This window comes from Microbulbifer sp. TB1203 (genome assembly GCF_030997045.1).
Classification (GTDB): Bacteria; Pseudomonadota; Gammaproteobacteria; order Pseudomonadales; family Cellvibrionaceae; genus Microbulbifer.
Genome location: NZ_CP116899.1, coordinates 2212910 through 2232932, shown reverse-complemented (window position 1 = coordinate 2232932; position 20023 = coordinate 2212910). Strand labels below are relative to the sequence as shown.

At 60.3% G+C, this 20023-nt stretch carries 17 protein-coding genes and 1 pseudogene; 15 read left to right on the top strand and 3 right to left on the bottom strand.

Features of this window, described 5'->3' with window-relative positions:
- Positions 1–12: 12 nt before the first annotated feature.
- Together trxA and PP263_RS09345 are read left to right on the top strand one after the other, a co-directional pair.
- Complete coding sequence (trxA, locus tag PP263_RS09350) at positions 13–867, top strand: thioredoxin (protein ID WP_308368149.1); 855 nt, start codon at positions 13–15, stop codon at positions 865–867.
- Between the two features lie 108 nt (positions 868–975).
- Positions 976–1293, top strand: a complete 318-nt coding sequence (locus tag PP263_RS09345; protein ID WP_308368148.1) for a YqfO family protein — start codon at positions 976–978, stop codon at positions 1291–1293.
- A gap of 55 nt (positions 1294–1348) precedes the next feature.
- Here PP263_RS09345 and PP263_RS09340 read toward each other — a convergent pair whose 3' ends face one another.
- Both PP263_RS09340 and adhP read right to left on the bottom strand, forming a co-directional pair.
- Positions 1349–1888 (bottom strand): NUDIX hydrolase, encoded by a 540-nt coding sequence (locus PP263_RS09340; RefSeq protein WP_308368147.1) that lies wholly within the window; start codon positions 1886–1888, stop codon positions 1349–1351.
- A 195-nt stretch (positions 1889–2083) separates the two neighbouring features.
- Entirely contained in the window at positions 2084–3094 is a 1011-nt protein-coding gene (gene adhP, locus PP263_RS09335; RefSeq protein ID WP_308368146.1) for an alcohol dehydrogenase AdhP, read from the bottom strand.
- A 414-nt stretch (positions 3095–3508) separates the two neighbouring features.
- Here adhP and PP263_RS09330 point away from each other — a divergent pair, with 414 nt between their 5' ends.
- The 11 genes and pseudogenes from PP263_RS09330 to PP263_RS22700 all read left to right on the top strand — a co-directional run.
- Positions 3509–4120, top strand: coding sequence for a CoA pyrophosphatase (locus PP263_RS09330; RefSeq protein WP_308368145.1), 612 nt, complete (start codon positions 3509–3511; stop codon positions 4118–4120).
- 182 nt (positions 4121–4302) lie between these two features.
- Entirely contained in the window at positions 4303–6120 is a 1818-nt protein-coding gene (locus tag PP263_RS09325; RefSeq protein WP_308368144.1) for an ABC transporter ATP-binding protein/permease, read from the top strand.
- Positions 6121–6308: 188 nt separating this feature from the next.
- A complete protein-coding gene (locus tag PP263_RS09320; RefSeq protein ID WP_308368143.1) occupies positions 6309–8030 on the top strand; it encodes a Zn-dependent hydrolase in 1722 nt (573 codons plus the stop codon).
- Positions 8031–8266: 236 nt separating this feature from the next.
- The gene (locus tag PP263_RS09315) at positions 8267–9727 is read left to right on the top strand and encodes an AlkA N-terminal domain-containing protein (protein ID WP_308368142.1); all 1461 of its coding nucleotides are present in this window, start codon (positions 8267–8269) and stop codon (positions 9725–9727) included.
- Entirely contained in the window at positions 9727–10227 is a 501-nt protein-coding gene (locus PP263_RS09310) for a methylated-DNA--[protein]-cysteine S-methyltransferase (RefSeq protein ID WP_308368141.1), read from the top strand. The genes PP263_RS09315 and PP263_RS09310 overlap by 1 nt, the downstream gene beginning before the upstream one ends.
- Positions 10228–10361: 134 nt before the next feature.
- On the top strand, positions 10362–10892 hold the full coding sequence (locus tag PP263_RS09305) for a gamma carbonic anhydrase family protein (RefSeq protein ID WP_308368140.1): 531 nt from the start codon (positions 10362–10364) through the stop codon (positions 10890–10892).
- Positions 10892–11095 (top strand): DUF1289 domain-containing protein, encoded by a 204-nt coding sequence (locus PP263_RS09300; RefSeq protein ID WP_308368139.1) that lies wholly within the window; start codon positions 10892–10894, stop codon positions 11093–11095. The genes PP263_RS09305 and PP263_RS09300 overlap by 1 nt, the downstream gene beginning before the upstream one ends.
- 107 nt (positions 11096–11202) lie before the next feature.
- Positions 11203–14760 (top strand): DNA polymerase III subunit alpha, encoded by a 3558-nt coding sequence (gene dnaE, locus PP263_RS09295; RefSeq protein ID WP_308368138.1) that lies wholly within the window; start codon positions 11203–11205, stop codon positions 14758–14760.
- A gap of 122 nt (positions 14761–14882) precedes the next feature.
- The gene (locus tag PP263_RS09290; protein WP_308368137.1) at positions 14883–15839 is read left to right on the top strand and encodes an acetyl-CoA carboxylase carboxyltransferase subunit alpha; all 957 of its coding nucleotides are present in this window, start codon (positions 14883–14885) and stop codon (positions 15837–15839) included.
- 207 nt (positions 15840–16046) lie between these two features.
- Complete coding sequence (locus tag PP263_RS09285) at positions 16047–16301, top strand: hypothetical protein (RefSeq protein WP_308368136.1); 255 nt, start codon at positions 16047–16049, stop codon at positions 16299–16301.
- Between the two features lie 307 nt (positions 16302–16608).
- Positions 16609–16920: pseudogene (locus PP263_RS22700) on the top strand (cellulose binding domain-containing protein); the annotation flags it as partial.
- Here the strand turns inward: PP263_RS22700 and PP263_RS09280 are convergent.
- Positions 16887–17138, bottom strand: coding sequence for a hypothetical protein (locus PP263_RS09280; RefSeq protein WP_308368135.1), 252 nt, complete (start codon positions 17136–17138; stop codon positions 16887–16889). The pseudogene PP263_RS22700 and the gene PP263_RS09280 sit on opposite strands and share 34 nt — an antisense overlap.
- Here PP263_RS09280 and PP263_RS09275 point away from each other — a divergent pair.
- Complete coding sequence (locus PP263_RS09275; protein WP_308368134.1) at positions 17137–18072, top strand: glycoside hydrolase family 5 protein; 936 nt, start codon at positions 17137–17139, stop codon at positions 18070–18072. The genes PP263_RS09280 and PP263_RS09275 overlap by 2 nt on opposite strands.
- A 226-nt stretch (positions 18073–18298) precedes the next feature.
- Positions 18299–19975, top strand: coding sequence for a cellulase family glycosylhydrolase (locus PP263_RS09270; RefSeq protein ID WP_308368132.1), 1677 nt, complete (start codon positions 18299–18301; stop codon positions 19973–19975).
- Positions 19976–20023 lie beyond the last annotated feature (48 nt).

The following is a 20023-nucleotide window of genomic DNA, read 5'->3' as shown; positions in this document are numbered from 1 at the left end:
TCAGGAGTAGTTGTGAACGAATTTATAGTCGACGTAACGGCGCAGAACGCCCAGCAGGTACTGATCGAGGAATCCATGCAACGCCCGGTGGTGGTGGATTTCTGGGCCGATTGGTGCGAACCCTGCAAGCAGCTGATGCCGGTGCTGGAGAAGCTGGCCAGGGAATATGACGGCCAGTTCCTGCTCGCCAAGGTCAATGCGGACACCGAGCAGATGCTGGCGGGCCAGTTGGGCGTGCGCAGCCTGCCCACGGTGATGGTGCTGAAGGACGGCCAGCCGGTGGACGGTTTCGCCGGCGCTCAGCCGGAGAAACAGATCCGCGAAATGCTGGACAGGTACCTGCCCAAACCCTGGGACCTGAAACTGCAGCAGGCCCAGGCGCTGGTGGGGGAGAACAGGCTGGACGAGGCACTGCCGGTCCTGCGCCAGGCTTACAGCGAGTCCGATGAGCGCGCGGATATTGCCAAGCAATTGGCGGCGGTGCTGCTGGAGCAGAATCGTACCCAGGAGGCGGAGACGGTGCTGGGCAAGATCATGCTGGCGGACCAGGACAGCGACTACCAGCAGCTGATGTCGCAGCTGGAACTCAAGCAGCAGGCGGCAGACTCCCCGGAGATCAAAGCTTTGCAGCAGGCGCTGGAAAAAAATCCGCAGGATTTCGATTCCGCCTACCAGCTGGCGATACAGTACAGCCAGAACCAGCGCCACCAGGAGGCGCTGGACCTGCTGTTGGATATCCTGCGCCGCGATATGAATTTTGCCGACGGCGCCGCCAGGCAGGCCTATCTGGATATGGTGAAGAGCCTGGGGGCTGGTGATCCGCTGGCGACACAGTACCAGCGCAAGCTGATGACCCTGCTTTATTAAGTCGAACCAAGTCGACCTTGTAGGAGCGGCCGCTGGCCGCGATCGATGGTGGGCTTGTTCCAAATCCGGTCGCGGCCAGCGGCCGCTCCTACAGCGCACAGGAAGGCTATGTATAAACTCTGCATCTATATTCCCGAAACCCACCTGGAGAAGGTGAAAACCGCACTGTTCGCCGCCGGCGCGGGGCGGATCGGCGACTACGACTGCTGTTGCTGGCAGGTGCCGGGCACCGGCCAGTTCCGTCCGCAGGCCGGCAGCCAGCCTTTTATCGGCGAGATCGGTGTAGTGGAGCAGGTATCGGAGTACCGGGTGGAGATGGTGTGCGCCGACGAGTTGGTGGACGCAGCGCTGGCCGCGCTGCGCGAGGCACATCCCTATGAGGAGCCGGCGTTCGATCTGTGGAAATTGGATGAGCGCTGTGGTTGATCCGTATTAGCCTCCGGGGGCGAACAAAGGTTCGTCCCTGCTTTTCTGCATTCGTTTATAGTTTGCGGTGGATAACGCCGCGATGCAGGGGATAGCCGCTCCCCTTGCGGTCCTCGAAATAGTGCTCAAGGGCCCGCTGCATAATCGGAAAGGCAATTTCTTCCCAGGGAATTTCATTCTCCTGGAACAGCGCAACCTCCAGTGACTCGGGCCCGGGGCCGAAATCCGTGTCGGTGAGTTCGCCGCGGTAGATCAGGTACAGCTGGTTGATATGCGGAATGTCGTAGACGGTATAGAGACCATCCACGCGAATGTTCGCCCGCGCCTCCTCCCAGGACTCCCGCAGTGCCCCCTCCTCACTGGTCTCGCCGTTTTCCATAAAACCCGCCGGCAGGGTCCAGAGCCCCAGGCGCGGCTCTATGGCGCGCTTGCACAACAGCACCCGGTCACCGAGGTAGGGAAGCACGCCGACGATGACGCGGGGGTTGATATAGTGGATCGCGCCGCAATTCCCGCACAGGTGGCGGGGGCGGTCATCGCCCTGGGGAATGGAGAACGTGACGACATCGCTGCCGCAGTGACTGCAGAATTTCATGGCGCCAGTATAACCGCGTCCGCGCCGGCCGTCAGTCTGTGGGAGCCTTGATCCAGGGCGGGCCGGGGATCAGCAATCGAGCCGGGGCGCGAACAATCGGGAAGGCCATGTATGTCCGCTGCCGCGGCGGCTGGTGAAGGCCACGCCAGACCCCCACCAGGCACCCGTCCACTAGGTTTTCCTGAGGTCTGTCAGCTAAAGGGTCATTACGATCCGGCCTTCGATTTTTCCTTCCCTCATGCGTTCAAAAATACTGTTGATGTTGTCGATAGGCTCAGTGGTGAAGTGGGATTCCACTTTGCCGTCCCCGGCAAACTCCAGCGCCTCTTCGAGGTCCGCACGGGTACCGACAATTGAGCCGCGGATGGTTTTGCGCGATAGCACTGTGTCAAAGATATCGAGGTCGAAAGTGCCCGGAGGCAGGCCATTGAGCACCATGGTGCCGTGACGTCCCAGCATTCCCACCCCCTGTGTAAATGCACTGCCGGAAACAGCAGTAACCAACACGCCGTTGGCGCCGCCCACTTGCTTCTGCACTTCAGTTACCGGATCTGTATTTTTAGCGTTGAGGGTCAAATCCGCCCCCAGGGAACTGGCCAGTTTCAGCTTTTCATCGTCGATATCCACCGCAATCACTTTCATCCCCATGGCTTTGGCGTACTGAACGGCCATATGCCCGAGTCCGCCAATACCTGAAATCACGACAGTTTCTCCGGGCCTGCATTCGGTTTCCTTCAAGCCTTTATAAACCGTTACCCCGGCGCAGAGAATCGGGGCGGAACTGTCGAACGCCAACCCTCTGGGCAGACGGGCGACATAATCAGCATCCGCCAGCACATACTCGGCAAAGCAGCCATTGACGGAATAACCGGTATTCGACTGCTCTCCACAGAGAGTCTCCCAACCTGTTACGCAATGGTGACAGTGCCTGCAGGCGGTGTGCAGCCAGGGTACCCCGACCCGGTCCCCCTCTTTGACGATCTTTACGCCTTCACCGACCTGAACCACAACACCGGACCCTTCGTGCCCGGGAATAAATGGCGGATTGGGCTTGACCGGCCAATCCCCTGCCGCGGCATGCAAATCGGTATGGCAAACGCCGGAGGCTTCTATTCTGACAAGAACTTTTCCTGGAGAAACATTGGGAACCGTCACTTCCTCGATGGGTAACGGTTTGCCAAATTCATGTACAACGGCAGCTTTCATAGTCCTGGACATTTGTTGACCCGCCTTTTTACTTTGATTCTGTTGGTATGGAATCTGTTCACTAAAGCCCGCAGACCTCTGTCGCCGGGATAACACACGGGGAGTATAGATAGGGCAAACAAGGTTGAATTGAGGTACATCAATCAACAGGTGAATTACCATAGATAGTGTGAAGAGGGCAGGCCGATTACAGCAGTGTTGCCGTCGGCCAGGAGCGAGAAAACAATGATGGGCTAGAGGGTTGTTGTTGGCGCAACCTACGATGCTTATGCTGCCTATAGTGGTTTTATGAGTCGTATTGTGGTTGGTAGGGGCGGAGGTGACAGGTAACGGGAGCAGTCAATTTGATCACTTTTGGCTTTAGCGTATAGTTTGTACAGCCACCTTATGATTTGGTGGTATGAGCGTGACCCTATGTTGGATGTAATCGAAGACAAACTTGCCAAATTACGCGGTCAATTGGTGGAAAAGGTGCCGAAAGGTCCCGATCTTCAAGGGCATGCCGCAGTATTGCTGGCGCTGACCGAAGAGCCGGACCCACAGGTCATCCTCACTCTTCGCGCCCGCCACCTCTCCACCCACTCCGGGGAAGTGTCCCTGCCGGGTGGCCGCTGGGACGAAACCGACCCCTCGCTGGAGTTCACCGCCCTGCGGGAAACCGAAGAGGAGATCGGGCTCCCCGCCGGCCAGATTCGCCTGCTGGGCCCGCTGTGGTCGCGCAGCACCCGCTGGCAGGTACAGGTTACTCCCTGGGTGGGCGTGGTTTCCCCCGATGTGAACCTGACCCCCAACCCCGGCGAACTGGATGCGATTTTCCGCGTGCCGCTGTCGTTCTTCCTGGCCGATCCCCGTATCCGCACCGACCGGATCACTATCGACCAGCGCGCCGTTTACCTCCCCGCCTATCTCTACCGCGGCTACGAAATCTGGGGTTTTACCGCTGGCGTGCTGACCGAGTTCCTGGTCAAGGTACTGGATGCGCCCATAGGCCGTCGGGACGATGTGCCGCTGCGGGCACTGAATTAAGGCGAGCCGCATTGCTCTTGCCTGTAGGAGCGGCCCATGGCCGCGATCCCAGTTTTCAGTCAGCGCTGTGCCGGTCCCGCCGCCGGAAGCCTGTTGACCTCAAGCTTGCTTGAGGGCCTACCCTTACCGCATTGCTGTCAACCGCGTGCGTATAATGCGCGCCAGTTATTCGCGAGAGAGCCATGCCCAGACCCAAATCCGATATCGCCCTGGACCAAGTGCACTGGGGCGCACTGAAGTCCCTGTTCCCCTACCTGCTGGAATTCAAGCGCGCGGTCTCGCTGGCGCTGCTGTGCCTGGTGGGGGCCAAGGTGGCGGGGGTGGGGCTGCCGTTTCTGCTCAAGCATATCGTCGACGATCTGGACAACGCCGGCGGCGCGGCCCAGGCCGTCGCGCTGCCGCTGGGGTTGCTGCTGGCCTACGGTGCGGTGCGTTTTTCCAGCGTGTTGTTCGGCGAACTGCGCGATACGGTTTTCGGCCGCGTGACCGAGCGCGCCCAGCGCCGGGTGGGGCTGGAGGTGTTCGAGCACCTGCACAGGCTGGATATGGATTTCCACCTCAACCGCCGCACCGGTGGCCTGTCGCGGGATATCGAGCGCGGCAATGCGGGCATCGGTTTCCTGATGCGCTTTATGGTGTTCAACATAGTGCCCACACTGGTGGAAATCGCCATGGTGGTGGGGTTGTTGTGGTGGAACTACAGCGCCGCCTTCGCGCTGCTGGTACTGGGCGCAGTGGTGGCCTATATCGGTTTTTCCGTGGTGGCCACCGAGTGGCGCACCCGCTTCGTGCGCGAACTGAACCAGGCGGAATCCCAGAGCAGCAGCCGCGCGGTGGACAGCCTGCTCAACTACGAGACGGTGAAATATTTCGGCAACGAAACCCACGAGGCGCGCCACTACGACCGCGAGCTGGCTTTCTGGGAATCCGCGCGGCGCAAGAACCGTCTATCCCTGTTCGGCCTCAACGCGGGTCAGGCTTTGATTATCGCCAGCGCCATGTGTGGCGCCATGGTGCTTGCCGCCGTCAATGTGACCCGCGACGCGATGACGATTGGCGACTTTGTGCTGATCAACGCCATCATGATGCAGATCTTTATCCCGCTGAATTTTCTCGGTTTTGTCTACCGGGAAATGAAGGGCGCCCTGGCGAATATCGAGAAAATGTTCGCCCTGCTCACGGTGGAGCCGGCGGTAAGCGATAACCCCGATGCTCGTGAGCTGGAGGTGCGCAGCGGCCGCATCGATTTCGAGGAGGTGCACTTCGGCTACCGCGAGGACCGGGAAATTCTCCGCGGCGTCAGCTTCTCGGTGGCGCCGCGGCAGAAAGTCGCCATCGTCGGCGCCAGCGGCGCCGGCAAGTCCACCCTGTTCAAGTTGCTGTTCCGCTTTTACGACGTCAACGATGGTCGCATCCTGATCGACGGTCGGGACATCCGCGAGGTCGACCAGCAGTCGCTGCGGCGCGCCATCGGCGTGGTGCCCCAGGACGCGGTGCTGTTCAACCAGTCGATTCTGGAAAACGTGCGCTACGGCCGCGTGAATGCCAGCGATGAGGAAGTAATGGAGGCGATACGCCACGCGCAGCTTGACGACTTTATCCGGCAACTGCCGGAAGGGGCGGATACCCTGGTGGGGGAGCGCGGGCTGAAACTCTCCGGCGGTGAGAAACAGCGGGTGGCCATCGCCCGCGCACTGCTCAAGCGGCCCCCGATCATGGTGTTCGACGAGGCCACCTCATCCCTGGACAGCCGGTCCGAACGGGGCATTCTCGCCGCCATGGGGGAGATCGCCCGCGAGCAGACTACCCTGGTGATCGCCCACCGGCTGTCCACGGTGGTGGACGCGGATGTGATCCTGGTGATGGACCGGGGTCGTATCGTCGAGCGGGGTGCCCACGGCGAGCTGCTGGCCCGGGACGGCCACTACGCGGCGCTGTGGCGGATGCAGCAGGAGGAGCACAGTGGGGAGGTGTTGCCTTCCGCCGTGTCATCCGCGTAGATACTCTGCTCACCGGTATCCAGTCTAGTGGCTCCTGGGTTCCGGCCTGCGCCGGAACGACGAGTTAATGAGAACCTCATTTGAAACGGAGTTCTTACAACCTGGACTGACCATTCCCCCTTCTTGATAAAACAATGGCGCCGGACTAATGTGGCGCCGGAGTAAAGATAACGACAGGCACAATTCCTATGAAAACGCCGATAAAAACTGTACAGATTGTCGCCACACTGCTGGCACTGATTTTTGTGTGCGCCTGCTCGCCGCGGGAGAAGCAGGCGGAAAACACGGAACAGGCTGAAACTGAAGCCCGTATCGTCGAATCGGAAACGGTACCGGCGGCTAAAAAACAGCCGGTGGAAAACGCCGACGACCGCTTCGATATCTATGCGCCGGTGGTCCTGAATGCGGACCTCTCCGATCTCTCCGACAACCAGCGGCAGATGATCGGCCTGCTGATCGACGCCAGCAAGATCATGGACCGCCTCTTCTGGCTGCAATCCTACGGCCCTGCGGAGGAGCTGTTGTCCAGTATCGAGGACAGCCGCAAACGCGAATTTGCCAAAATCAATTACGGTCCCTGGGACCGCCTGAACAACAACGAGCCCTTTATCGAAGGCTACGGACCCAAACCGCTGGGGGCCAACTTCTACCCCGCGGATATGACCAAAGCCGAATTCGAGGCCTGGAAACAGCCCGGCAAGGATGGCCTCTACTCCCTGGTGCGCCGCAACACGGAGGGCAAGCTGGAACTGGTGCCCTACAGCCAGGCCTACAAGGATCAGCTGACCCGCGCCGCAGAAATCCTGCGCGAGGCCGGCGGGCTGGCGAAGGACGAGGAGTTCGCCAACTATCTGCGCCTGCGCGCCGACGCCCTGGTGAGCGACGACTTCCGTCCCAGCGATATGGCCTGGATGGATATGAAGAACAACGAAATCGACGTGGTGATCGGCCCCATCGAAAACTACGAGGACCAGCTGTTCGCCTACCGCACTGCCTACGAGGCTTATGTGCTGCTGAAGGATAAAGAGTGGAGCGAAAAGCTGGCCAGGTTCGCCGCCTTCCTGCCGGAACTGCAAAAGGGCCTGCCGGTAGCGGAGAAATACAAATCGGAAACACCGGGTACCGACTCCGACCTGAATGCCTACGATGTGCTCTACTACGCGGGCCACAGCAACGCCGGCTCCAAGACCATCGCCATCAACCTGCCCAACGACGAAGAAGTGCAACTGGCCAAGGGCACCCGCCGCCTGCAGCTGAAGAACGCCATGCGCGCCAAGTTCGACAAGATACTGGTGCCCATCAGCGATTTGCTGATTGCCGACGACCAGCGCAAGCACATCACCTTCCCGGCGTTCTTCGCCAACACCATGTTCCACGAAGTGGCCCACGGCCTGGGCATCAAGAAAACCGTTACCGACGGCAGCAATGTGCGCCAGGCATTGAAGGAGTCCTCCTCCGCATTGGAAGAGGGCAAGGCGGATATCCTCGGCCTGTATATGGTGACCGAGCTGCACGAGAAGGGCGAACTGGAAGACGGCGAACTGATGGACAACTACGTCACCTTCCTCGCCAGCATCTTCCGCAGCGTGCGCTTCGGCGCGGCCAGCGCCCACGGCAAGGCCAATATGATGCGCTTCAACTTCTTCAAGGAGCAGGGCGCCTTTACCCGCGATGCCGAAACCGGCGAGTACAGTGTGGATTTCGACAAGATGCAGGACGCGATGACCAAACTGTCGAACCTGATCCTCACCATCCAGGGCGACGGCGACTACCCCAAAGCCAAACAGCTGCTGGACAGCAAGGGCGTGGTCGGCGCCGAACTCCAGGCCGACCTGGACCGCCTGTCGGAAGCGGATATTCCGGTGGACGTCACCTTTATCCAGGGCAGGGAAGTGCTGGGCCTGAAATAGGATAAAGCCGCTGGCACGGCCCCGTTTGTGGGCCGTTGCCATTGGTCCGCAGGTGAACAGTGCCCTGCTGTTCATCCGCGAGAACACCGGCCGTTTTCATATCGACTCCTCAGTCTTTGTGCTCGCTCTCCTTTCCGGCCAGACGCGACACAGAATCTCCTTTCTGTCACTTCCGAAAATGACTAGTACACGATGCCGCCTGCTCCTAAACTGGCCCGCAACCAGAGGAGATTGCCGTGCAACTCGACCACAGTATCTGTTCCAGCGCCCGCCTCGCCCGCGACCGGCGGTTCGACGGGCGATTCTTTACCGCGGTGAAAACCACCCGGATCTTCTGCCGGCCCATCTGCCCCGCGCGGCCGCCGCTGGAGCGCAACGTCACCTACTACGCCACCGCCGCTGAGGCGGCGAACGCGGGCTATCGGCCCTGCCTGCGCTGCCGGCCGGACGCGGCGCCGGGCAGTCCGGCCTGGGGGCTGGTGTCCACCACGGTGCAACGGGCGCTGAAGCTGATGCGCGCTGAGCGGGAGGCCCAGTCCATCGAGACGCTGGCAGACCGGCTCGGGGTCAGCAGCCGTTACTTGCGCCAGCTGTTCGCGGAGCACCTGGGGGTGAGCCCGCTGGCGGTGTGGCAGGCGGAGCGGGCGCTGTTCGCGTTCGGGCTGCTGCGGGATACCGGCCTGCCGGTGTCGCAGATTGCCTACGAGTCCGGCTTCAACAGCCTGCGCCGCTTCAACGGGGTGTTCAAACAGATCTACCGGCGCACCCCCTCGGAGGTGCGCCGGGAATCGGTGGAGGGGGAGGCGGGTGGCGCCGGGGCTTCGGGCATCCGCCTCTACCTCCACTACCGACCGCCGTTTCACTGGCGGGAATTGCTGACGTTTTTCCGCGCCCGGGCTCTCGCCGGTGTGGAGCAGGTGGAGGGCGATGTGTACCGGCGCAGCTTTGCGCTGGACGGGGTGCGCGGTGTGCTGCGGGTGCGCGACCAGGGGTCGAGGAACCGCCTGGTGGTGGAGATCTCCGGGGAGGGCGGCGCGGCGCTCTACCTGCTGAACCAGCGTCTGCGCCGGCTGTTCGACCTGGACGCGGACACAGCGGAGATCACCGCGCAGCTGGCCGCGGACCCGCTGCTCGCGCGGGAGATTGCCCGCACACCGGGCGTGCGCCTGCCCGGAGCCTGGGACCCGTTCGAATACGCTTTGCGGGCGATTCTCGGCCAGCAGATCTCGGTCGCTGCCGCCACCACCATCGCCGGGCGGGTGGTGGCCCGCTATGGCGAATCCTTTGTCGACGACTCGGGGGAGGAGCACCGGTTGTTTCCGACTCCCGAGCAACTGGCGGATGCTGATTTCGACGGACTGGGGCTGACCCGCGCGAGGGCGCAGACCCTGCGCGAATTCGTCGCCGCCACTCTGGACGGGCGGGTGAATTTCACGGAGACGGAACTGGCCGACTGGTGTGCCCGGGTCACCGCGCTGCCGGGTATCGGCGACTGGACCGCGCAGTACATCGCCATGCGCGGCCTGTCCATGCCGGACGCCTTTCCCGCATCCGACCTGGGCATATTGCAGGCACTGGGGGAAAACGGCGAGAAGGCCAAACCGAAGCAGGCCCTGGCACGGGCCGAGAACTGGCGCCCCTGGCGGGCCTACGGCGCGCTGCTGTTGTGGCAGTCGCTCAAGAGCGGAGAAGACTGATGGTTAATTACGAAATCTATTCCACCGAATTTGGCGAGGTGGGTATAGCCGCAGACGACGAGGGTATAGTGGCACTGGAGTTCCACAGCGCCGAGCGCCCCATGCGACTGGAGAAAGACTGGCAGCGACAGTCCACGGCGCTGACCGACCTGGCCGCGCGGCAGCTGGAGGAATACTTTGCCGGCGGCCGCCGGAATTTCGAGCTGCCGCTGAATCCCCGGGGCACGGATTTCCAGCGCAGTGTCTGGGATGAGCTGCTGCGCATTCCCTACGGGAACACCCGCAGCTACCGGGAGCAGGCGGAGGCGCTGGGCAACCTGAAGGCGATCCGCGCGGTGGCAAGGGCCAACGGTGCCAACCGCATTGCGGTGGTGATTCCCTGCCACCGAGTGATCGGTGCCGACGGCAGCCTGACCGGCTACGCGGGCGGGCTGGAGATGAAGGCGCGGCTGCTGACCCTGGAAGGGGCCAGTTTCGTGCAACAGAATCAGCTGTTGTAACCCCCGGGACCGCGGAGCTCCAGCTCCGCAAGGCGGCGCAGCCGCCCCTGGCAAAAGCGCAAGATCCATCCGCTGGCCACAACCCCCTCCGACCGCGATAATAGCGCGCTTGAATGATCGGAACGCGGGGAGAAATGCTGTACAAACTGGGTGAAAAACAACCGCAGCTGGAAGGCGAGGGGCACTATATTGCCCCGGGGGCCCGGGTAATCGGCGATGTGCAACTGCTCGGCCACAGCTCCGTGTGGTTCAACGCGGTGGTGCGCGGCGATTGCGACCGGATCACCATCGGCGAATACAGCAATATCCAGGACGGCGCGGTGCTGCACACTGACCCCGGCATCCCCCTTACCATCGGCAAGGGGGTGACTGTCGGCCACAAGGTGATGCTGCACGGCTGCGGAATCGGCGACTACAGTCTGATCGGGATCAATGCGGTGGTGCTCAACGGGGCCAGGATCGGCAAGTGTTGTATTGTCGGCGCCAACGCCCTGGTCACCGAGGGCACCGAGATCCCTGACTACTCCCTGGTGCTGGGCACCCCGGGCAAGGTGGTCAAAACCCTCGACGAATCCACCTTCGAACTGCTCAAGGCCAGCAGCGATCACTACGCGGCCAACGGCCGGTATTTTTCCGAACAGCTCACCCCGGTTTCCGATTCGTGATGTCAGAGAGAGAAGCGGCGGCCGCGGGGCCGGTAAAATCCCCCTGTATTTCCGTGTGCGCACTCAACAGCGACGATATCTGCGAGGGCTGTTTTCGCAGCGGCGACGAGATCAGCCGCTGGGGCGCCATGAGCGACGACCAGCGCTGGCAGGTGGTGCGCCTCTGCACCGAACGCGCGCGGCGGATGGGCCGCCACTGGTAAAGAATTTTAAAAATACCTTGTAGGAGCGGGCCATGCCCGCGATAACTATCGATCGCGGGCATGGCCCGCTCCTACAGGGTCATTATCGAGAATTAGATCGAAAAAACATGATCCAACCTTTTGTCCACTTAAGAGCCCACTCCGAGTTCTCCCTGATCGACGGCCTGGTGCGCATCAAGCCGCTGGTGGCCCGCGCGGGAGAGCTGCAGATGCCGGCGCTGGCGCTCACCGACCAGACCAATTTCTACGGCCAGATCAAGTTCTACAAAGCCTGCCTGGGCGCCGGCATCAAGCCGATTACCGGTGCGGATTTCTGGCTCAGCGAGGGCGGTGAGGACAAGCCCACGCTGATCACCCTCTATGCGATGAACGGTGAGGGCTACCGCAATATCACCGAACTGATCTCCCGCGCCTGGATGGAAGGGCAGTACCACGGCCAGGCCTATATCCGCCGCCAGTGGCTGAAGGAGTACAGCGCCGGGGTACTGGCCCTTTCCGGGGCCAGGTTCGGCGATGTGGGCCGCGCGCTGGTGGCCGGGCGCACCGCCCAGGCGCGGGACCTGGCCGGGGAGTGGGCGCAGATCTTTCCCGGCCGCTACTACCTGGAACTGCAGCGCACCGGCCGCCCCGGGGAGGAGGAATACCTGCACGGCGCGGTGGCCCTGGCGCAGGAACTGCAACTGCCGGTAGTGGCCACCAACGACGTGCGCTTCCTCGACGAGAGCGAATTCGAGGCCCACGAAGTGCGGGTGTGCATTCACGAGGGCCGCGCGCTGGACGACCCCAGGCGGGAGCGCCGCTATTCCCCGCAGCAGTATTTTCGCACCCCCGAGGAAATGTGGGAGCTGTTCAGCGATATTCCCGAGGCGCTGCACAACACTGTGGAAATCGCCAAGCGCTGTACCTCGCCGATCCAGTTGGGCAAGTATTTCCTGCCGGAATACCCAATTCCCGAGGGCATGACCGAAAACCAGTTCTTCGAGAAGGTTTCCTTCGATGGGCTGGAGCGGCGCCTGGAAAAAATTCTCGACAAGTCCGCGCCGGATTACGCTTCGCGGCGCAAGGTCTACGAGGACCGGTTGCGCTTCGAGCTGGAGATCATTATCCAGATGGGCTTCCCGGGCTACTTCCTGATCGTGATGGACTTTATCCAGTGGGCCAAGGAACACGGTATCCCGGTGGGGCCGGGGCGGGGTTCCGGCGCCGGCTCGCTGGTGGCCTATTCCCTGGATATCACCGACCTGGACCCGCTGCAGTACGACCTGCTGTTCGAGCGCTTCCTCAACCCGGAGCGGGTATCCATGCCCGACTTCGACGTGGACTTCTGCATGGAGAAGCGCGACCGGGTGATTGGCTATGTGGCCGACAACTACGGCCGCCAGGCGGTGAGCCAGATCATCACTTTCGGTACCATGGCCGCCAAGGCGGTGGTGCGCGACGTGGCGCGGGTGCAGGGAAAATCCTACGGCCTCGCCGACAAGCTCTCGAAAATGATTCCGCCGGATGTGGGAATGACCCTGCAGAAGGCCTTCGACCAGGAAGAAATCCTGCGCGAATTCCTGGAAAACGATGAAGAGGCCCAGGAAATCTGGGAGATGGCGGTCCAGTTGGAAGGGGTTGCGCGCAATGTGGGCAAGCACGCCGGCGGCGTGGTGATCGCCCCCACCAAGCTCACGGATTTCGCGCCGCTCTACTGCGACGAGTCCGGCGGCGGCCTGGTGACCCAGTTCGACAAGAACGACGTGGAAGACGCCGGCCTGGTGAAATTCGACTTCCTCGGCCTGCGCACCCTCACCATCATCGACTGGGCCAAGCGCATGGTGGACGAGCAGCGCGCGCGCGAAGGGCTCGAACCGCTGGATATCGCCACGCTGCCGCTGGACGACGAACCCACCTTCAAAATGCTGAAAAAGGCCGAGACCACCGCGGTGTTCCAGCTGGAATCCCGCGGCATGAAGGACCTGATCAAGCGCCTGCAGCCGGATAACCTGGAGGACATGATCGCCCTGGTGGCCCTGTTCCGCCCGGGCCCGCTGCAATCCGGGATGGTGGACGACTTTATCAACCGGAAACACGGCCGCGCCCAGGTGGCCTATCCGGACGCCAAATACCAGCACGAGAAACTGAAGCCGATCCTGGAGCCCACCTACGGGGTTATCGTCTACCAGGAACAGGTGATGCAGATCGCCCAGGAGCTGGCGGGCTACACCCTCGGCGGCGCCGACCTGCTGCGCCGGGCCATGGGTAAGAAAAAGCCCGAGGAGATGGCCAAGCAGCGGGAGATCTTTGAAAACGGCGCGAAGGAGCAGGGGGTCGATCCGGATCTCGCGATCAAGATCTTCGACCTGGTGGAGAAGTTCGCCGGCTACGGCTTTAACAAATCGCATTCGGCCGCCTACGCGCTGGTGTCCTACCAGACCGCCTGGCTCAAGGCCCACTACCCGGCGCAGTTTATGGCCGCCACCATGTCCTCGGATATGGACAAGACCGATAAGGTGGTGACCTTTATCGAAGAATGCCGGGCCATGAAGTTGGAGCTGGTGCCGCCGGACGTGAACCTGGGCAGCTACCAGTTCTCGGTGGACATCGACAACCGCATCATTTACGGCCTGGGGGCCATCAAGGGCCTGGGCGAGGGGCCGGTGGAAAATATCATCGCGGTGCGCAAGGAGGGCGGGCCCTTTACCGATTTGTTCGACTTCTGCTCCCGCATCGACCCGCGAAAGGTGAACAAGCGCGCCCTGGAGGCGTTGGTGCGCTCCGGCGCGCTGGACAGCATCGGCCCCAGCGCCGACGGTGACGACGGCCTGAACTACTCCCGCGCGGTGCTGTTCAACGCGGTGGACGAGGCGGTCAAGGCCGCGGAACAGCAGGCCGCGAACGCCAGCGCGGGGATGATGGACCTGTTTGGCGAAGTGGTGCCCTCCGCAGCGGAGGGGGATGTCTACGCCGAGTTCCGCCGCGCGCGCCCCTGGGGCATCCGCGAGCGCTTAGAGGGAGAGAAGAACACCCTCGGTCTCTATCTCACCGGCCACCCCATCGATGAATACGAAGACGAGCTGCAGCACCTGGTCAAGGCACGTATCGCCGACCTGAAACCGGGCCGGGAAGCACAAAAGGTGGCGGGCCTGGTGGTGGCCATGCGGGTAATGAAAACCAAACGCGGCGACTCCATGGCCATAGTGACCCTGGACGACAGAAGTGCCCGCCTGGAGGCAGCGGTATTCAGCGAGGCCTTTGGCGAGCACCGGGAAAAGCTCGCCAAGGACTCCCTGCTGGTGCTGGACGGCCCCGTCTCCCACGACGATTACAGCGGCGGCCTCAAGATGACCGTCAACAATGTGTCCACCCTGGACGAACTGCGCCAGGGCAGTGTGACCGGTGTGCGTTTGCAGCTGGACAGTGCCACCGCGCCGCGGGGGCTGGCCAAGCGGCTGGCCGCCTGCCTGCGGCCCTATACCAATGGCCCTGGCAGCAACTGCGGTGTCACCCTGGAAGTGGCGCGCAGCGATGCCCGCGGTACCTATCGGTTGCCCGGCGAGTGGAATGTGGAGCCCAACGACCAGTTGGTGCAGTCGCTGCGCGAGCTGCTGGGGCGGCAGAGGGTGGTGCTCAACTACAATGAGCGGCAGGCTCGACTAGCTGGTTCTATCCCGGTAAGCTAGCCGCCATTTTTATACGACCGTTTTCGCGGCCGAATGCAACTTGGCGGCAGGCGAGAATTTTGCGGGTGGCACTGGTGTGACGCTCTAGGCATTATCGGAACAGATTTCAAGGCGCGGATTTCATGAATTTCAATTTTCTCGAATTTGAACAGCCGATTGCTGAACTGGAAAGCAAGATAAAAGAGCTGCAGCATGTGGGCGACGACAACGAGCTGAATATCGCCGACGAAGTGACCCGCCTGCGGGAAAAGAGCGAAAAACTCACCGAGTCCATCTACGAGGACCTGACCCCCTGGCAGGTGGTGCAGGTGGCGCGCCATCCCCAGCGCCCCTATTCCCAGGACTATATCAAGCGCATCTTTACCGATTGGGACGAACTCCACGGCGACCGCCACTTCGGCGACGACAAGGCGATCATCGCCGGTATCGCGCGCCTGGATGGCGTGCCGGTGGCGGTGATCGGCGAGGAGAAGGGCCGCACTGTGAATGACAAGGTGGCGCGCAACTTCGGCATGCCCAAGCCGGAGGGCTACCGCAAGGCCCTGCGCATCATGCAGATGGCGGAGCGCTTCAAACTGCCGGTGCTCACCCTGATCGACACTCCCGGGGCCTATCCGGGCATCGACAGCGAGGAGCGCGGCATCAGCGAGGCTATCGCGCAGAACCTGGCAGTGATGTCGCGCCTGCGAACCCCGATCATCTGCACGGTGATCGGCGAGGGCTCCTCCGGCGGCGCCCTGGCCATCGGCGTCGGCGACCAACTGAATATGCTGCAGTATTCCACCTATTTCGTGATCTCCCCGGAAGGCTGCGCCAACATCATCTGGAAGACCGTGGAAAAAGCGCCATTGGCGGCAGAGGCCATGGGCGTGACCTCCAGCGTGTTGGAGGAGCTGGGTATCGTGGACGAGACTATCCCGGAACCCCTTGGCGGCGCCCACCGGGACCCGGATACCATGGCCGCCCGCCTGAAGGAACGCCTGTCCGCACAAGTGGAACAGCTGCGCAACGTACCTGTCGACGAACTGCTGGAGAAGCGCTACCTGCGGTTAATGAGCTACGGCAACGTCGCTTCCTAGCAATCGAGGTCCGGGGCTGCGGAGCTTCCGCTTCGCCCGGGCGAATCGTGCAATGGCTGAATTGCCGCCGTAGGGTGCGCCACGCGCACTGAATATGGCTCATGCCGGGTCTGTACCGATTGGTGCGCGCGGCGCACCCTACGCCAACTCCTCTCCCTTTCTTCCTTTTGGCATTCAAAATAATCGGTGGATACGGTTTCAGACCGCATGATGGCGGAGATACACTTTTATACTCCGTGGAATTTTGCGGGCATGACAGCGGACGAGAGCTGGGGCAAGCAGTTCTATTATGGGGGTGCCGGCAACCAGTCAACCACGGATACGGCCCATAATCCCGCATGGGGTGAGGAAGACGACCTGAATACGCTGTTTTCCCTGATGAAAAGGATCTGTGTCAGATCCGGTCTGAACCAGGTTACATCGAAAGCCCCGGCGGGATATCCCGCCGGGGCTTTTGTTTGATCCGGATATTACTGCTGTCGCCAAATTCTTCTTTTGTCTTCAGACCCCCACCAGGTAAAGGGTTGCACCAGCTGCTGTGCGCTAACTTGGACCTGGTAAAAGCGTTTACTACTCAAAGCTGGACGACACTCCCAACCGTGTCCGCCATAATTCCCCATGCATAATTATCATATAAATATAATTAATTTGAAGTGGTTCACAAAATGACAGAGAACCTGACCGGCGGCCTCCGTTTGGCGGAATTTTCCTCCAGTTGTTGAATGCCGCATTCAGAGGTGAAATTCGGCAGTAAAAATAAAAACTCACGATGATGGGAGAGATAGAAATGTTTCGATCAATCACTAAGCACCTGTTGATGTGGTTACTGTGTTTGTTCGTACCCTCCGCCTTTGCGGCGCAGGCAACGATGAACATAGTCAGTGACTGGGGCCAGGGGTTCCAGGGAGAGGTAGTGGTAGTCAATGACGGAGCCACGACGATATCCGGCTGGTCCGTCGAGTTCGATATGGCGGTGGATATCAACAACCTGTGGAACGGCGTCATCGTATCCCAGGTCGGGGATCACTATGTGGTCGAGGATGCCGGCTACAATGAGACCATCCAGCCGGGCGGCCAGGTGAGCTTCGGCTTTATCGCCACGCCGGGCAATGTGTCGCCGGTAGCGGTGATCGTCGATGGCGGTGGATCATCATCCAGCTCGAGTTCCAGCTCGTCTTCGAGTTCCTCGTCCAGCTCAAGTTCATCCAGTAGTAGCAATTCTTCCTCTTCAAGCTCCTCCAGCTCCTCCAGCTCCTCCAGCTCCTCCAGCTCCTCCAGCTCCTCCGGCGCAGCGGCCATGTTTAAAGGGGTTAGTTTGGCCGGTGCTGACTTTGGTGAAAGTAACTTACCTGGTGTCTTTGGAACGGATTACACCTATCCAAATCAGGATGAGGTGGATTATTACAAATCCAAAAACATGAATATCATACGGCTGCCTTTCCGCTGGGAGCGTTTACAGCCCACAATGAACCAGGCCTTTGATAGCGCAGAATTTGCGCGTCTTGACGAGTTTGTTACCCAGGCTACCGCCAAGAATATGTACGTATTGCTCGACCCGCACAACTATGCGCGGTACTACGGTAATTTGATTGGAAGCTCCCAGGTGCCTAACAGCGCCTTCGCCGATTTTTGGAGTCGTTTGGCAAACGAATACAAAGATAACTCTCATGTGATTTTTGGCCTAATAAACGAGCCCCACACTATGCCCACCGAGCAGTGGATTAGTGCTGCCAATGCCGCCGCCGCCGCTATTCGCAACACAGGCGCCACCAATTTGATTACGGTGCCGGGCAATGCGTGGACTGGAGCACATTCGTGGAATCACACTTGGTACGGCACCGCTAACGCCACCGCCTTGCTGGATTTTGTGGATCCAGGCAATAATTTTGTGGTGGAAGTTCACCAGTATTTTGACAGTGACTTCTCAGGCACTTCGGAGCAATGCGTTGTACCGGATGCCTCTGAAGTATTGTCCGACTTTACTTCCTGGCTCGCCGCTAACAACTTGCGTGGCTTCCTCGGTGAGTTTAGTGGTGCCTCTAACGACGACTGTAGGATGTCTGTTGAAAGCGCACTTCAGTACATTGATAACAACAGAGAGCACTGGATAGGTTGGACCTGGTGGGCAGGTGGCCCCTGGTGGACATGGGAATCCAATATTCTGGTTATAGAGCCCACCGCAGACGGCAGAGAAGCGCCGCAGATGTCTTGGCTGGAGCCATATTTACCGTAACAACACAAAACCCCGGGCCGGGACAGCCCGGGGCTTACTAATAAGGCGGAAGGGAAGGGCCGGGACCGTATGAGGCAGGGATGCCGATTACGAGCGTACAGGGATGTATTTAAGGGGGGCGCCCAGCCCGTGTCCCGGGAGAGGGGTATCCTTTCCTTCCGACCCGGTAGTAATTAAATCAAGTACCATTCCGACTGACCTTAGACGGAGAGGCTGCCAAAGGGAAGTGCAGAGTTTCGCCAGTTGCTGTCAGCGGAGAAAAGTTTTTTTAAAAAAAATAAAACTCACCATGATGGGAGAAATAGGAATGTTTCGATCAATCAGTAAATGCCTGCTGATGTGGTTGCTATGTTTGTGCGTACCCTCCGCCTTCGCGGCGCAGGCTACCATGAACATCGTCAACGACTGGGGGCAGGGGTTCCAGGGCGAAGTGGTGGTCGTCAATGACGGAAGCACGGCCATATCCGGCTGGTCCGTCGAATTCGACATGGCGGTGGATATCAACAATCTGTGGAACGGCGTCATTGTATCTCATGTCGGGGATCACTATGTCGTCGAGGATGCCGGCTATAACGAAAGTATTCAGCCGGGCGGTCAGGTGAGCTTCGGCTTTACCGCCACGCCGGGGAATGTGTCGCCGGTGCCGGTGATAGTGAACGGCGACGGTGGCAGCTCTTCTTCGAGCTCGAGCTCCAGTTCTTCAAGCAGCAGCTCCAGCTCTTCTTCCTCCAGCTCCAGCTCTTCGAGCAGTTCCAGCAGTTCCTCGAGCAGCAGTTCCGGCGGCCGGTTCCCTAATTACAATATCAACCCCCTTCCCGCAGACATGACGGGAATGAGCAGCAGTGCGCAGGATATTGCCGGCAACATCACGTTGGGATTCAACATTGGTAATAGCTTGGAGGCGACTGGAGGCGAAACCGCCTGGGGCAATCCGATGATTACCGCGGATTTTGTCGGCCTGGTGAAACAGAGCGGTTTCAATGCGATACGGCTGCCCGTTTCCTGGGACCAGTATGCCGACCAAGCCACGGCGGAGATCGACCTGAGCTGGCTGGCCAGGGTGAGGGACGTCGTTCAATATTGCGTCGACAATGACCTGTACGTCATCGTCAATATCCACTGGGATGGGGGCTGGCTTGAGAACAATGTGACTCCGGACAGGCAGGCGGAAAACAACGATAAACAGAGAGCCTACTGGCAACAAATTGCTACCTACCTGCGCGACTTCGACGAGCACCTGATGTTTGCCAGCGCCAATGAGCCCAATGTCGATAGCGCCGAACAAATGTCCGTTTTAATGTCCTACCACCAGACTTTTGTGGATGCCGTGCGGGAAACCGGTGGGAAAAATGCCTACAGGGTGCTGGTGGTTCAGGGGCCGAATACGGATATTACAAGAACGAACGAGCTGATGACCGAAATGCCGGTGGATACGGTCTCAAACCGTATGATGGCGGAGATCCACTATTATACCCCGTGGCAATTTGCGGGCATGACAGAGGACGCGAGCTGGGGCAATCAATTCTTTTATTGGGGCGCCGGTAATCACTCCTCCACGGATACAGCGCATAACCCCACATGGGGCGAGGAGGATGACCTGAACGCGCTGTTTTCCCTGATGAAAACACAATTTATCGACAACGGAATCCCCGTGGTGTTGGGTGAATTTTCCGCAATGCGCCGTACCGGGCAGCTTTCAGGAGATGATTTGGCGTTGCATCTTGAGTCGAGAGCCTACTACCACAGGTTCGTCACGCAACAAGCGAGGGCCTATGGAATGGTACCGTTCTATTGGGACAACGGCGGAACTGGAAACTTCGCCTCGGGTATCTTCGACAGGCCGGCGAATACGGTGTTCGACCAGCAAACTCTGGATGCCTTGATGCAGGGGGCATCAAACTGAAATCTGCAGGGTAAGTGCGCTCTACGCGGCCTTCCCCGGCCGCGTAAG

Coding starts and splice junctions, on each gene's coding strand:
- PP263_RS09310 (WP_308368141.1), top strand. CDS start 9,727: ATGGTTAATTACGAAATCTATTCCACCGAATTTGGCGAGGTGGGTATA.
- PP263_RS09285 (WP_308368136.1), top strand. CDS start 16,047: ATGATGGCGGAGATACACTTTTATACTCCGTGGAATTTTGCGGGCATG.
- PP263_RS09345 (WP_308368148.1), top strand. CDS start 976: ATGTATAAACTCTGCATCTATATTCCCGAAACCCACCTGGAGAAGGTG.
- PP263_RS09290 (WP_308368137.1), top strand. CDS start 14,883: ATGAATTTCAATTTTCTCGAATTTGAACAGCCGATTGCTGAACTGGAA.
- PP263_RS09300 (WP_308368139.1), top strand. CDS start 10,892: ATGTCAGAGAGAGAAGCGGCGGCCGCGGGGCCGGTAAAATCCCCCTGT.
- adhP (WP_308368146.1), bottom strand. CDS start 3,094: ATGAAAGCTGCCGTTGTACATGAATTTGGCAAACCGTTACCCATCGAG.
- dnaE (WP_308368138.1), top strand. CDS start 11,203: ATGATCCAACCTTTTGTCCACTTAAGAGCCCACTCCGAGTTCTCCCTG.
- PP263_RS09275 (WP_308368134.1), top strand. CDS start 17,137: ATGTTTAAAGGGGTTAGTTTGGCCGGTGCTGACTTTGGTGAAAGTAAC.
- PP263_RS09325 (WP_308368144.1), top strand. CDS start 4,303: ATGCCCAGACCCAAATCCGATATCGCCCTGGACCAAGTGCACTGGGGC.
- PP263_RS09330 (WP_308368145.1), top strand. CDS start 3,509: ATGTTGGATGTAATCGAAGACAAACTTGCCAAATTACGCGGTCAATTG.
- PP263_RS09340 (WP_308368147.1), bottom strand. CDS start 1,888: ATGAAATTCTGCAGTCACTGCGGCAGCGATGTCGTCACGTTCTCCATT.
- PP263_RS09280 (WP_308368135.1), bottom strand. CDS start 17,138: ATGGCCGCTGCGCCGGAGGAGCTGGAGGAGCTGGAGGAGCTGGAGGAG.
- PP263_RS09320 (WP_308368143.1), top strand. CDS start 6,309: ATGAAAACGCCGATAAAAACTGTACAGATTGTCGCCACACTGCTGGCA.
- PP263_RS09305 (WP_308368140.1), top strand. CDS start 10,362: ATGCTGTACAAACTGGGTGAAAAACAACCGCAGCTGGAAGGCGAGGGG.